At 28.2% G+C, this 14,587-nt stretch carries 14 protein-coding genes, 1 pseudogene and 1 riboswitch; of the genes and pseudogenes, 1 reads left to right on the top strand and 14 read right to left on the bottom strand.

All coding sequences use genetic code 11. The features are described 5' to 3' along the window. Nucleotides 1-24 precede the first annotated feature (24 nt). The 9 genes and pseudogenes from QOZ93_RS08180 to QOZ93_RS08140 all read right to left on the bottom strand — a co-directional run bounded on the left by QOZ93_RS08180 (nucleotide 25) and on the right by QOZ93_RS08140 (nucleotide 9,386). Nucleotides 25-767, bottom strand: a pseudogene (locus tag QOZ93_RS08180) (N-acetylmuramoyl-L-alanine amidase). Beyond that, nucleotides 760-1,167, bottom strand: coding sequence for a phage holin family protein (locus tag QOZ93_RS08175; protein ID WP_307355824.1), 408 nt, complete (start codon nucleotides 1,165-1,167; stop codon nucleotides 760-762). Before QOZ93_RS08175 ends, QOZ93_RS08180 begins: the two are co-directional and overlap by 8 nt. A 40-nt stretch (nucleotides 1,168-1,207) precedes the next feature. Then, entirely contained in the window at nucleotides 1,208-2,566 is a 1,359-nt protein-coding gene (locus tag QOZ93_RS08170; RefSeq protein ID WP_307355822.1) for a hypothetical protein, read from the bottom strand. 55 nt (nucleotides 2,567-2,621) lie between these two features. Continuing rightward, nucleotides 2,622-4,265 (bottom strand): phage tail spike protein, encoded by a 1,644-nt coding sequence (locus QOZ93_RS08165; protein WP_307355821.1) that lies wholly within the window; start codon nucleotides 4,263-4,265, stop codon nucleotides 2,622-2,624. 151 nt (nucleotides 4,266-4,416) lie between these two features. Further along, nucleotides 4,417-4,911, bottom strand: a complete 495-nt coding sequence (locus QOZ93_RS08160; RefSeq protein ID WP_307355819.1) for a GNAT family N-acetyltransferase — start codon at nucleotides 4,909-4,911, stop codon at nucleotides 4,417-4,419. 98 nt (nucleotides 4,912-5,009) lie between these two features. Next, nucleotides 5,010-5,825: a hypothetical protein gene (locus tag QOZ93_RS08155; protein WP_307355818.1), complete on the bottom strand. Its 816-nt coding sequence runs from the start codon at nucleotides 5,823-5,825 to the stop codon at nucleotides 5,010-5,012. 93 nt (nucleotides 5,826-5,918) lie between these two features. Then, nucleotides 5,919-6,020: a phage tail protein gene (locus QOZ93_RS08150; protein WP_307355817.1), complete on the bottom strand. Its 102-nt coding sequence runs from the start codon at nucleotides 6,018-6,020 to the stop codon at nucleotides 5,919-5,921. A gap of 727 nt (nucleotides 6,021-6,747) precedes the next feature. Continuing rightward, a complete protein-coding gene (gene rlmD / locus QOZ93_RS08145; RefSeq protein ID WP_307355816.1) occupies nucleotides 6,748-8,115 on the bottom strand; it encodes a 23S rRNA (uracil(1939)-C(5))-methyltransferase RlmD in 1,368 nt (455 codons plus the stop codon). A 176-nt stretch (nucleotides 8,116-8,291) separates the two neighbouring features. Then, nucleotides 8,292-9,386, bottom strand: coding sequence for an NADH:flavin oxidoreductase (locus QOZ93_RS08140; RefSeq protein WP_307355814.1), 1,095 nt, complete (start codon nucleotides 9,384-9,386; stop codon nucleotides 8,292-8,294). A gap of 274 nt (nucleotides 9,387-9,660) precedes the next feature. Here QOZ93_RS08140 and QOZ93_RS08135 point away from each other — a divergent pair, with 274 nt between their 5' ends. After that, entirely contained in the window at nucleotides 9,661-9,951 is a 291-nt protein-coding gene (locus QOZ93_RS08135; protein WP_307355813.1) for a hypothetical protein, read from the top strand. 95 nt (nucleotides 9,952-10,046) lie between these two features. Here the strand turns inward: QOZ93_RS08135 and rbr are convergent, their stop codons facing one another. The 5 genes from rbr to QOZ93_RS08110 all read right to left on the bottom strand — a co-directional run bounded on the left by rbr (nucleotide 10,047) and on the right by QOZ93_RS08110 (nucleotide 14,389). After that, nucleotides 10,047-10,643 carry a rubrerythrin gene (gene rbr / locus QOZ93_RS08130; protein WP_307355812.1) on the bottom strand — a complete coding sequence of 199 codons (597 nt, stop codon included), beginning with the start codon at nucleotides 10,641-10,643 and terminating at the stop codon, nucleotides 10,047-10,049. A gap of 63 nt (nucleotides 10,644-10,706) precedes the next feature. Beyond that, complete coding sequence (locus tag QOZ93_RS08125; RefSeq protein WP_307355811.1) at nucleotides 10,707-11,600, bottom strand: GNAT family N-acetyltransferase; 894 nt, start codon at nucleotides 11,598-11,600, stop codon at nucleotides 10,707-10,709. Continuing rightward, on the bottom strand, nucleotides 11,581-12,402 hold the full coding sequence (locus tag QOZ93_RS08120) for a hypothetical protein (RefSeq protein WP_307355810.1): 822 nt from the start codon (nucleotides 12,400-12,402) through the stop codon (nucleotides 11,581-11,583). The genes QOZ93_RS08125 and QOZ93_RS08120 overlap by 20 nt, the downstream gene beginning before the upstream one ends. Before the next feature lie 262 nt (nucleotides 12,403-12,664). Continuing rightward, nucleotides 12,665-13,222 (bottom strand): ECF transporter S component, encoded by a 558-nt coding sequence (locus QOZ93_RS08115; protein ID WP_307355809.1) that lies wholly within the window; start codon nucleotides 13,220-13,222, stop codon nucleotides 12,665-12,667. Nucleotides 13,223-13,405: 183 nt separating this feature from the next. Further along, on the bottom strand, nucleotides 13,406-14,389 hold the full coding sequence (locus tag QOZ93_RS08110) for a nucleoside hydrolase (protein WP_307355808.1): 984 nt from the start codon (nucleotides 14,387-14,389) through the stop codon (nucleotides 13,406-13,408). A gap of 143 nt (nucleotides 14,390-14,532) precedes the next feature. Further along, a riboswitch (PreQ1 riboswitch) is annotated at nucleotides 14,533-14,580 on the bottom strand. Nucleotides 14,581-14,587: the final 7 nt, after the last annotated feature.

Raw genomic sequence — 14,587 nt, 5'->3', positions numbered from 1 at the left:
AAATTTGTACTACTATATATCACTCTAAAACTGATAGAAGTCAAGGTTTTTAGAGTTATGAACGTACTTATTTAAAATCATAATACAAGCATCAAAACCTGCTGACTTTAGTTTCTGCACTTGTTTTTCTGCATTTTCCTTTACCACATAAGAACCTACCATAACCCTATAAAGAGTTTGTCCAATTGAGGCTTGCTGCTTTTGCAGAGCTATTGCTTCATTGGATTTATTTTCTTTATATCCTATGCCTAACTGAAATAATATAGCTTTAGCTATTTCTATAATAATTTCATTTCTTTTTCCATCAAATAAATTATTATCATTTGTACTATCAATAAATCCCATCTCAATTAAAACTGCTGGGCATCTAGTTTCTCTTAGTACATGATAATTAGCAGTCTTTACTCCCTATTAACAAACCCAATACCTACAAGTCCAGCTTGTATTTTTTCAGCTAGTGTTTTAGCTTTTGTACTTGTACTTAAATAAGTGTAAGTTTCAGCTCCTCTAGCTTTTTCTGGTTTAAAAGCATTTCTATGAAAAGATATAAAATAATCATAACTATTTCTATTTCCAAAGTTACTTCTATCATTAAGACTTACTGTAACATCACTAGTTCTTGTTTCATCAACAGTAACCCCATGTCTCCTAACTTCTTCTGCTACAGCCTTGCCCACACTTAATACATCATTACTTTCTTTTCTTTCTTTATAACATGCACCACTATCTACTCCTCCATGTCTATAATCAAAACATAATCTACCTATTTCTATTTTCCTCCTTTAATTGCTCTAAAATATTTTTTAATTTATCTGGTACTGGAAGTCCTATTCTTGTAGCATTTTCTAGAATACTTATGCCTTCATTTGAGATATAAAAAAATATAACAGTGGTACGAATTGCGTTACCACTGCCTATAAGATAAGAATCAATTATATTTGCTACTCCTACTAAAACAAAGATAAGTATTTTTTTAAATATTCCTCTAAATCCAACTTCACTAGATAACTTTTGTTCAAGAATTGAAGCCATAATTCCAGTTAAATAATCAATAACAACAAAAGCTATAAGTGCATATAAAAATCCATCTGCTCCTCCAAGTATCCATCCAAGCCATCCACCTATAGATGCAAATATCATTTGTATAGTTTTAATAACATTTTTCATTGTCAAAACCTCCTTGTTACATAATTAAAGCCCACCCAAGTTAATGAGCAGGCATGTCTAATGGATTAACATAATCACAGGTAAAATCATATTGAATTTTCATTGTATTTACTGGCGTTTTTGTTACTGATTCTGGGAGAAGCGTATGCGCTGAAGCTGGAACTATATAGTATTCATCTATACTTCCACTACTATAATCATTATAAGCAAATAAAGTTTGAGTATCAAAATCCCAACTTATACTGTAATACCACGTTGAAGTAAGACTTGTACTACCATAAATATCTAGATTACTATTTAACTGTATTCCTCTATTATCATTAACTATCGCATATAACTTATTATTAGGAATTCTAGTAATAAATAATCTGCTACTAATTCCAGTATAAACTTCAACCTTTTTAACAAATGTACCATCCTTATCATACATAGCTACACAACTTCGATAATCTTTGCTGTTTTCATTTCTATTAATACATCCATTATAGGTTATATATAAATTACTTTCTGTAACAGCTATATCATAATATTGAACATTATAAACTAGATTATCTGGAACTTTAGGACTTTTAGTATAACTTTCTATTATATTAAAACTCTCATCTAACTTTTTAAACGAACCATCTTTTATAAGTATCCAAAAATATTCTCCATCATGATCTATAGCTTTTACTTCGCATTTAAGATTTATATTACTTTTCTTCTCAATAGTAAATTTATCATATACATTAACTATAGTCTTATTTGGCTCTAAAGTATAAATATTTTTTTTATCTGTACATATATTATAATAAAATGCTGAGCGACAGTCCCCCACTATAGTTCTCTTTTTATAAGTACAATTCATTCTAGGCTTTTGTGCCTCACTTCTATCCGCTTGTCCTCCTGTCCAATAAATACTTTTAAATGTTCCATTAGCAGCATGAGTTGGGAAATCAAAGACAAAGTGTTTTATTCCTTTTCCATCTTTATTCTCTCTTGACCATTCCCCCTTATTTATAGTTCCCCTAAATTCTGAATCTCCACTATATGTGTACCACGCATCAGCATAACCTATTAAACTTCCCCATGTAAAATAATCATATGGATTTTCTTCTATATCTCCTGTGGTTAGAGCTAAAACCCTAAAAGGATAAGTTTTAAATATATCCTCAAGTAATCTCTCCTGTTTATTATCAAGCATTGGGTAATAAAATTCATCTAAAAAAGCTATATTTGCAAGTACTGCTGTAATTCTATTTTCACTTTTTGCCTCATAAACTTGCTTTCCAGTTAAATCGTCATAAAGTTTTACTGTAGCTATTCCTTGAACGGACATTATTAATTTATTCTTTACTTTTTCAATCTTTCTACCTGTTAAAAAATCTTTACTGTATGATATACTTTCTCTAAAACCCAAATTATCATCCCCTTCTGTATAAAACTTTTAATACATGTACTTAGGTAGGAATTTTTTATTTAAAGCTTATATTATAATTTGTTGTAATTTCTTTATTACTAAATAAATGATTATTTAACGTCATACCTTCACCAAATATCACTGGTATAGGTTTTTTAAAAGTTATAAACTTATTTACTACTTGTAATTTTTCAAAATACAAACCACGAATATTAACAAGTGATTGATACTCTTTAACTTCTGCATGTGGTGGCTCTGAACTTAGTCCACCCTGAAGATTTCTTCCATCCACCATACATTGCAAATTAAACTTTGGTATTTTCATACTTCCTGTATCAACGCATAAAAAAACACCTAAATAGTGAGCACCACATTTAACTTGCGGTATTCCTATAGGTATTCCTACAACATTATCTCCTTTTAAAAGTTTTTGCTTTGGTGTAAAAGTGATGTCTTCTCCATCTAGTTGAATTTGAATTGTTAGTGTACATTCTTCATTTGCTATACAATATAATGAAAGATTCATTGAAAGATTTGTTGATGCTACTGCAGATATCCCTAAATATACTGGTTGTATTTTGCTTGTACCAACTGTAAACTCTACTGGATTTGCATAATAAAGCATTGATGTTAGTGTTTCTGCTACTTTGTTTCCAAGTTCATCTACAGTTGTTTTAATTTCAGAAGTATCCATTTTATTTAAAATATTATCTTTAGGTTGCCCTAGTTCTACTTTTGCGTTTAATCCTCTAAGTACATCCTTCCTTATTTTTATAACTGGAACTTTAATATCTATATCAAAATCTTTGTATCTTACAATAACTCTATCTCCTACATTAACTTTTTGTAGATGTTTATAATTTTCGTATTCTTTAGTTTTACTAAGTTCTATAAAATCTACTTCAATATTTATTTTGCTAAGACCTATGGTTTTTATACTTTCTTTTGCCATAGCTCTCAAGGTTACTTCATCCTCAGCTTCTTTGAATTGAATCTTTTTAACTATAGGAAAAGGTGGATATTTATCACTATTCCAATTAGGTATATTTATATATTTTTCAGTAAGTTTTATTCCATTGTAACCTACTGGATAAAGCTTTGTAACAACATCCTTTGTATCAGAATTAAATTTAATTCCTAAAATATTTTTACCTTGAGCTATTAAAACTCCTGAATCTTTTCCTATTTTCTTTAGAATTTTTATATCAAAATTATCTCTTTTAATTTCTCCACATTTCCACCTTTTAATTATTCCAAACATAGCTTCCACAGGATTAGTTTGAACAAAGTAAATGGTATTAGCTAAAATAATATTGCTATCTACTTTGTATATAGTACTAACATCTCCAGGTAGAGCTTTTTCCATAGCAGTTTTTATACTGCAATTTACAGCTCTACTATCTTCAATAAAGTAATACAGAAGATCATAGAAGATATGCTTTGCCCACACCTTTATTATCTTAATTTCTTTACTTATCTTTTCAACTCTATAAATTCTAAAAAGCTGTCCATCTGCTTTAATTATGTTCCATTCTTCAAGATATTTTGCTCTTCTTCCCTTAGCTGAATACTCAAGTTCTAACTCATAATCTCCATTAAGTTCTTCTGTAATAAAGCAGCTTATAACTTCGTCTAAAACTCCAAGACCATTAGTTTCAAAATTGCCTTTTGTGGTTTTCTTATCGTATATGCATATCACTCTATCACCTCCAATCATTTAAATTTGGGTATGAAAAAAGCAAAGTTATACATTTAATATAACCTTGCTAATTTAATCATAATGCCAAAATATTACATATAACTTATTATGCTAATAAACCTATAAATTGGAATTTGGAGTTATCCACTGACTACAATCTCCACCATATGGTTTCTTCTTGTTTGTAATTTTTGAATCCGCATCTCTCAAGAATTCTTTGAGATGCAAAACCATCTAAATCAGTTTCAGCAATTACACTTGTAACACCATTTTGTTTTAATGCCCACTCACACATTGTTTTTACCGATTCTGTCATATAACCGTTGTGCTCAAACTCTTTACCTAAACCATAACCAATCTCAACTTCTCCATTTTCATTAGGAACATCTTTAAAATCCGCTGAACCTACTACAACCCTATCCTCTTTGCGAATTAAGAAAAAAAAGCTATGCCATAGATAATTATTAGGATCTTTTCGTGTTATTTCATACTGTCCCTTTACTATTTTAAGAAAAAATCCTTTCATTTCTTCTGCCTTATAGTAACAGTCTAATTCTTTTTCGAGTTTAGGAATATCTTCAATCCATAATTTCAACTGATTAACGGTTAAGGGTATAAGTTCCAATCGTTCAGTTTGTATCATCATTTTGCTACCTCCATTAAAAAATTCATTCTTTCGTAAAATAGTTTTATAAATTACTATTTATCGTTATCTTATATAAGTAACCTACTAACTGTATTTACTTATTCTATTGTATCTCTTATTAATTGAATTTTTTCAATATCTAAATCTGTTAATTCTTTTATCGTTTCATTATCTAAACCTTTTTTTATTGCTTTTTTAACTACATCTAAAGTTTTTTTCTTTATTCCTTTTTCTATTCCTTCTTGTATTAAACTTTTACCAAGTTCAGTCATTCTTAATTCCTCCTTTACTTTTTCCAGATCTTTTCCACTTAAAAATTTATTTGCAAAAGCATATAGTATTGATTCCACGTCATACTTATAATCTTCATTTACATCCTTTACTATATCTATAACATTAAGTATTTTATCTACTTTACTTATATTTCCACCCATAATAGGCGTAAATGTTAAAGATATTACATCTTCTTTTGTAATTTCTTTTCCAGATTTTATTTTTTCTACAATATCATTATATATTTTATCTCCATCTTTACTAGCCATAGATATTGTATTAACCTTAAATTCACTTATTCCAGTTTCTAAAGTATTTCCTGGATTTTTTATGTTACCTGAATAAACAATATATGTAACTACATCTTTTCCTGTTTGATGGCTTAATAATGCTTCATAGGCTCTAAATCTTCTTAAATCTATTTTTCCTTTATTAGTTGTTTGAAACTCAAAATGTATAAAAGTATCATCTTCCATTAGGAAAGTATAGTCCATAAACATATTTTTAGTTTCTAAAACTACTAACTCTGTCGGTCCAAGTTCCTTAACTTTTTTGTTTATACCAAAGAATTTTAGTCCTTCCTCCGCAAAAAGATCCATTGCTCTTTTCATTATTAAATCTTCATAATTCGTAGGCTTCATTAGTTCACCTTCCTAGCTTCTTAATTATATCTCTATTTTAATTCATTAGTAGAAATAGTTCAAATAAAAGTAATTTTATTTTTGTTTATATTTCTATACCCAAACCTCATTAATCCTAACTTCCACCTTACTAACATTTCCACTAAACCCTATAGTATTTTCTCCAACTTTAAACACTGGAAACTTTCCAATCATATTCCTATTTTTTAAAACATCCTCTTTATATGCATCCTTTAGAACTGAATCTATAGTTACATATTCATCTACTTTTTTACAGTAATCTCATCATCATTAATCTTTAATTTTATATGTCCACTTTCATAAACATTAATTACAGGCTCACTTTGAAAAGTTCCTTCATTACAATCAATTTTTTATGTACTTCTTTTACTAATGATTTTTCTATTTTTTTATTTACCTTTTATACCTTTATAATTATAGTTATCTTTTTTAATCTCTTCATGGTAAACCTTAAGTGTTTTTTATAATCCTTATGTTTATTTTTTATACCAATCTATGCAAATTCACTCTGTATTAAACATTTACATAATCATTCCCTTTTCTAAAGAACTATCTCATCTACCACAAACCTTTTGTATGAAAAATTCGTCTATAAGTACCCCCACCCTTATAGGTTTCTATATTACCAACGCTATGGACACATATTCTCATGTAACAGAAAAGATTCAAAATAATACAATAGATATATTTTAAAAATTAGTAGTAAAAAATAAATTTGCTACCAACTAAATATCATTGGTAGCAAATTCGTAGTAATTATTAAAATTTTATATATTAAATGTTTTTAAAACGTTGGTATTACTTAGTTAAACCACAGTTTCTAGCAGTAGCTTTCCGCCATTCAAAGTTCGTCTCCAACTCCTTTTCATGGGAAAGCCTTGCATGGATAGTTGTATTAAACTTACTTCGTCCCTTTGGTTCTTGTAAGTTTAACAACTGTTTCTAAATGTGGTGTATGTGGGAACATATCCTTTCCCTTTACTTTCTCTAACTTATAACCTTGCTCTGTTAAGTATTTCAAATCTTCCACTAATGTCTTTGGATTACATGACACATAAATTATATTTTTAGGATCAAATTTCACTACATATTCTAGAGCTACTGGATGAACCCCTGGTCTTGGTGGATCTAAGATTATTGTATCTGGTTTTTCTTTAACTGCACCAATTGTTTTTGCTACATCTCCAGCTATAAATTCACAGTTTTCTAGATTGTTTAATTTTGCATTTTCTTTTGCTGCCTCAACCGCTTCTTCTATAAGTTCTATTCCTATTACTTTTTTAGCTTTTGGAGCAACTATTTGACCAATTGTTCCTGTTCCACAATATAAGTCAAACACTACCTTATCTTCTGTATTGTCTATGAAATCTCTTACTATGCTATATAATTCTTCTGCACCTTTTGTATTTGTTTGGAAAAATGCAAAAGGATTTATTTTAAATTTTAATCCTAACAACTCATCATAAATATATGGTCTTCCGTATAAAAGTTCTACCTTTTCTGGAATAACAGCATCACTTAAAGAATCATTAATTGTATGAATTATTCCTTTGATTTCACCTTTATAACTTTGCTTTTGAATTAACTCTAAGTATTCTGATAGGTCAAAGTCTATTTGAGAAGTTGTAACTAAATTTACTAATATCTCTCCTGTATTAGTTCCCTTTCGTAAAACAAAATGTCTTAAGTATCCTTCTCTTTTCATTACTTTATAATAAGTAAGTCCTTTTTCTCTAAAATAATTCATTGTTAAAGACTGAAGCTTTCTAAAATCTTCATCCATAATCATACAGGAATCTGTACTTACAATAGAAAATCCTCTATTTTTAACATGCATTCCTAATGTTAGTTCTCCGCCCTTTTCCATGTCTCCAAAAGTGAATTCCATTTTATTTCTATATTCAAAAACCTCTGGACTTCCTTCTACACCAAGGAATTCGAAATCATTAAATCCTGCTCTATTAAATAACTGTAAAAGTTGTTCTTTTTTTAAGTCTAATTGCTTTTCATATGGTACGTCTTGAGCTGTACATCCACCACAAAGATTAGTTACAGGACACTTTGGTTCAATTTTATAAGGTGCATCTTCTAGTACCTTATAAAGTTTAGCTTCTATTCTACTACTACTTTTTTTGCTTACCTTTCCTATAACTTTTTGTCCTGGAAATGCTCCTTTTACAAGAACTCTAACTCCATCTACTTCTGTAGTTCCCATACCTGGAAATGCAGTTCCTTCTATATTAAATTCGTATTCTTTTCCTTTTCTCATGTTTTCACTCCTATTTTATGATGTGATTATGCTAACTCAATATCTCTTAATATATTTTTTATGATCTCAAGTATATTTTATCTTTTTAAAGCTATTATATTAATTAGCATACTCCCTTTTACGCATTATCTTTTAATTTTATCATAAAACTATCTATTTTTCATAAGAAAATTTAACTAAATACTTTCTTTAAAAACTACACAATGATTTCCTTCTGGTGTTCTACACTTTGAACATCTAATACATTTAGCCGGAGATACATCTCCTTCTTTCCATCTTCTAATTAGATGTGGTTCTGCAAGCAATGGTCTTGATATTGCAAAGTATTCTATATCTGTATTATTTAAAATTGATTCTATCCTATCTAAGTTAGTAAATCCCCCAACAGTTATTATTGGTACATTTACTTCTTTTGCTACTATTTCTCCATAACCTAAGAAATATCCCTCTTCTTTAATTTCAATATTATCAAACTTTTCTCCAACCATTCCCTTAGCCTTACCATGAACGTTTCCTGAAAGTTCTATTGCATCAATACCTATTTTCTCCATCTCTTTGCAGATAACTCTTGTTTCTTCAAAGGTTAAACCACCTTCAAAAAAGTCTGTAGCTGTAAGTTTAACTAAAATAGGATAATCCTCTCCTACTTTTTCTCTCATTTTATAGTAAATTTCCTTTAGAAATCTCATTCTATTTTCAAGTGATCCACCGTATTCATCACATCTTCTATTATAATAAGGACTTAAAAATTGATTTATTAAATAAGTATGAGCCCCATGAATCTCAATTCCATCAAAGCCTGATTCTTTAGCTCTTCTTGCAGATTCTCCAAAGGCTTCTACTATATAATTTATATCATCCTTTGTCATTTCTTTTCCTTTAGTTCCTGTACCTCTCTCTTCCACATCACTTGGAGCAAAAATAATTCTTTCCCCCACATTAAACTTTGTTTTAGTTCCTCCATAAGCTACTTGAAGTACAATTTTAGAATCATATTTATGTACTAAACTTGTTAACTTTTTATATTCTTCAATAAAGGAATCTTCATATATACCTATCATACCTGGATTAGGTTGTTCTTCCCTTACAACATTTGCATATCCTGTGATTATAAGTCCAACTTCCCCTTTTGCTAACTCTTCATATACCTTATAAAGTTCCTCTGTCATATGCCCTGTCTTAGTAGCCATATTCCCCCATGTTGCACTTCTCATAAAACGATTTTTGATTTTCATATTGCCTATAGTTGTTTTTTCGAATAAGTTCCTCATATCATTTCCACTCCCATATGAATTTACTAAAAGTTTTAGATTATTACTTGATCTAAAGTTAAATTAAACTCTTATAATCCTTGTATCTTTATTTTTATAATAAATTATAAGAATTTTCTTGTCAAAGTATATCTTTATTCGAGTGTCTAAAGATAAAAAATAATTGCAATATTTATGTAAACTTTCTTATAAAACTTTGAATTAACCATTAAACTTTTGATATTATGATACTAATGTAAAAATTGAAATTCATCTACTAAAAAGGAGAAACAATATGATTTTTCAAAAACTACTCAGTATCTTAATAATTGTTCTTGGAGTATTAGAAGCTAAGGTAGGAATCCAGCTTAACCCAGAAAACAATAATAAAAATCTATCAGAATCTGATTCTAAATTCTATAAATTTCAAAAAACTTATTTTGTTATAATGGGTGCTTATAGTATACTTATAGGAATAATTTCTTTTATAAAACCACTTTCTATAATTCTATTGTTGGTACTAGCCCTAACACCTCTACTGGCTGATAAACTTATTGGAAATGTATGGATAAAAAAACATAACTAATTTTTAAATTTTATCTTAATAAAAAAGACTATTTCTAAGAAATTTTTAGAAATAGTCTTCCTTTTGCATAATTAAATTCTTTAATTCTCGCGTTACTAATTTTGATTTGATGCTAGTGTTTCTGAAAATGGCATAAAATATTTCTGAGGGTATTCACATACTGGACATAGTTTTGGCGCTTCTTTTCCTGTTATTATATATCCACATTGACTGCACATCCACTTAATTTCTGTAGGTTTACTAAACATAGTGTTGTTTTCAAGATCTTGAGCTAACCTTTTAAATCTTTCACTGTGAATTTTTTCAACTTTAGCTATTTCAGCAAAAACAAATGCTTCTCTTTGGAACCCTTCTTGTTTTGCTACCTCACTAAAATTAACATATATATTATCTGATTCTTCTTGTTCATTATGAGCAGCATCTTTTAATAAATCAAGAGTATTATCTTTTAAATCTACAGGATACCCTGCACAAATATTTACATTATTTACTCCACCTTTTCTAAGTAACTTAACAAATTGTTCGGCATGACCTTTTTCTTGATTAGCAGTATAATTAAATATACCTTCGATAACATGATAGCCTTCTCTTTTGGCTGTTTCAGCTGCAAGCGTATATCTATTTCTTGCCTGACTTTCTCCTGCAAATGCTCTCATTAAATTTTCAAAAGTTTTGCTTTCTTTAAAATCCATAAGAATTCCTCCTAAAAGTATTTCTAAATATTATTATTTGTTTTTAGCAAAACCTTATTCATTTTAATTAATCATATAAGCCTTTTTAGCTAAACCAATAAATCCTAACTTGTTATAAAAACTTTCTGCATCGTTTCCTACAATTAAATTTAGCCTAATATAGGGATATTTATTAAAGAACATATTCAATGTTCTTTCCATGATTTTTGTTCCAATCTTTTGTCCTTGGAACTCACTATGTACAACAAAATCAATGATATACGGCAATCCATTGACTAATCCTACCATGCAAGCACCAACCAACTTCTCACTTTTAGTATCATAAACTAAGGTTGACCATTCACTAGGAACATTATTTCTTCTTATATGATTAAAATAAACTTGTACACCAGCTAATTGTGAATCATAACTTGTATCTGCATTATATTCAAAATTTCCATTACTATATGATTCGTAAAAAAGCTCAGCGATTTTTTCTCTATTTTGTATTTTTGGAGTTAAAACTTTAAAATTTTCTTTCCAAGTTACTTGAATTTTTTTCGTAGGACAAATCATAAGTTTTTGTATTCTATCTAACTTAAAACTATACCTTTTGAAATGTTCAATGTCTTCTAACTCAACATCTGGAACTATAATACCTCTATTTTTATCACTTATGGATTGAGCATACAAAACTATAGTATCAATTAAATTTTTCTTTTTATCATAAGGAGGTATAACAAAAATACATTTAATCATATTAGGTTTTATAAAAGCTCCTCCTATTTTTACATTATCATTATCTACTATCCAATAACAAAATTCTGATCTTTTATATTTATCAACTTCCTCCTGAAAACTTAGTGAAAACCATTCATTAAAATTACTTACTCTATAAATACAATAATATCTCGCCCATTCTTCTGCCTGGGCTTTACATATCTTATATGCCATAATCTTATCTATCCTTTTCTTCATTATTTACCTTAAAAATATCAATTAAAAACTCTTTAGGCCCTCTATTATATAACTCTACTATAGAATCATAATTATATTTACTTTCTACAAATGCATCTGAAATAGTAAATAAACCTGATATTGCACCAAACTTTTCCCAAAATGGTCCTGAATTTGCTTTTTCAAGTATTTCCTTATTATCTTGTTTTTGAGTAATTGCCACTTTAAGCATATTATAAGCATTTTTCTTTCTATCTTTCATAACATTACTATGCCATTGCACAGTCTTTATATCTTTATCAAAGGACAAGAAATGTGCTATACCCTCATCAAAACATAAGTACTGAATATTTTCTAAATCTTCAGTACTATTTAAAGGTGGATATTTACAATGTATACAAGTATGTGCATATTCATGGGTAAACAAATTCTTAATTATATCTATAACTTCTTCTCCCTTATTAACATAACTTAACATTCTATTAATATCAATTATTATTGCTTCTTCCCCTTTAGGTGAAACCCTAGTCATTGCATCATAAGGATTAGGACATCCAACCACTAAATATACTAAAGAACTGTTTATAATACTTTCCCATCTTGGAAATATTAAATTCCAAATTTCAATATTATATGGTTTAAAATTTACAAGTTCTTTTTGTAGTAAATACGTTATTTTCTTTATTGTATCTCTTTTATTTTCTGATACCTTTTCAATAAGATATTTATCTTTTTCAATAGACTTAAAAATCCATTGATTAGAATAATTATTTAGATCTTTTCCACTTAAATAATCATTAACTGTGTCTACATTAACTCGCATAACTTTATCTATCCTTTCTTCATTATTTACCTTAAAAATATCAATTAAAAACTGTTTGGATTCTTTAATTTATAAAAATTCTCTTACTAATTTTTATCTACCTCTTCGAAAAATTTCGTAACATATTATGCCTATTATACTATACTTTGTATAATACTTGTGTTATTTCAATAAAAAACTGTTCTACTTTAAAGAAAACTTCTCTTTTTGCAGAACAGTTACTTATATATTAAATTTATACTTTATGACTAAAACACTATTATTAAAACATTCTCTCTGAATTATTATATTTCTTAGAAAGTATATAAACAATTTTTTTATCTAAAATTGTAGCTAAAAGTTTATCCAAATAATCAGTAATAAACTGGACTATAAATGCACTTGCAATAGTACCTAATCCTAATTTTCTTAAAAGCAATACTATATAACTTGATCCAGATGAAGTAAATCCTCCAAATAAAATTCCTGCTATAATGGCACCTACAAAACTAATAAAAATATTAGCTACTAATACTGAAAAGAATAACTTTTTACCCTTTAAATAATTATTTTTATACATAAATCCAAATAAAAATCCTGTAAATATTTGAACAGGTGCAAACCATAAGGAATATATATCAAAGGTTATTCCACTAACTATACTACCTAAAAGTCCTGTTATAATTCCAAAAGTAGGTCCTAACAAGAAGCTAATTAATATAGTTCCTATAGAATCTAAATATATTGGTAATCTTAAATTTAAGGCTATAAAAGCTCCAACTATATTAAGTGCAATTCCCATTCCTACCATTGATATTTTTAAAGTTTTCGTAATCTTCATATTTTCCCTTTCATCCTTTCTTCTGTTATATATTTGCTTCTATTAAGTTATATAAACATTTTTTATTCTTTTAATATCTTTATTATTTTTGAAGACTATTTCCATTTTATTTCTCACCATATATTTAAATATAGTAAGCTTATGATCTTCAAATCTATGTTTTTATAACTTTTTAACAAAACTTTATATTCTTGTATACACTTCATTTTCTAATATTAAATCTATATCTTCCTTTTTATCTCTAAATATTCTTTTTAAAAACTCTTTCATAAAAAACTTAGAATTGACTTTAGTTAAAACTTTACAATTAGCTTTCTTTTTATAAAAGTTTTTACTATCTACAATTGTTTGTCCCATAGCAATTCCCTCTGTTACTATATCCATGTAGGCTTTAAATCCATTACATACTTCTCTATTTATAAAATATAAAACCGCCAATGGATCATTTATAACACATCCTAAAGTTCTTTCTTGCTGCCAATGAAAATCCACATAAAACCTAGTAATTTCAACTATAAAATCAGCCTTTTCATCATTAAATTGTCTTAAGAGTTCTATATAATTAGGTGTTAAAACACATTCTCTTGTAACATCTAATCCAACCATGTGAAAAGGTACCCTTGAATGTTTCATAATATATCTAACACTATGAGGATCTACCCAATAATTAAACTCTGCAACTGGAGAACAGTTCCCATGACTTTTAAAAGCTCCTCCCATTGAAACTATTTCTTCTATCTTATTAAAAACTTTAGGATTTTCTTGTAAAGCTTCTGCAAGATTTGTTAAAGGTCCTAGAGCAATTATAGAAACATCTTTATTTTCTATTACAGCATCTAAAATAAAATTCTTAGCACCTTTTTTAACACTTCCGCCTTCAACTTCTTCTATAAATGTTTCCCCTAATCCATCTTCACCATGAGTATCCTCTGCTACCACTAACTCTCGCTGAAGTGGATTTCCTTCTCCTATGTAAATGGGAATATCTAATCTATTCATTAGTCTTAAAACCTTTAAGGCATTCTTTACACCTTTATTTACATGAACATTTCCTGATACAATTGTTATTCCTATAATATTTAACTCCTCACTAGATAAAGCAAGCATTAAAGCTAGTGAATCATCTATCCCTGGATCACAATCTATAATTACATTTCTTTTTTTCATATTCAAAACCCCTTTTCTAAAAATAAAAAAGGAGTAGGTTCTCCTACTCCTAAAACTTCAATTTTACATAGTAAAAATAAAAGGTCACTAAAAATAGTGACCTTAACAATTACTAATACTAAATTTTTGAAAACATTTATTAAAATTGCCTAGTTTTTTATAGAGGGATGGTCTTACTGAACCTCTCTCATAGCATAG

The organism is Hathewaya limosa (assembly GCF_030815255.1).
In the GTDB taxonomy this organism is placed as follows: domain Bacteria; phylum Bacillota; class Clostridia; order Clostridiales; family Clostridiaceae; genus Hathewaya; species Hathewaya limosa.
This window is presented reverse-complemented; position numbering and strand designations above follow the sequence as displayed.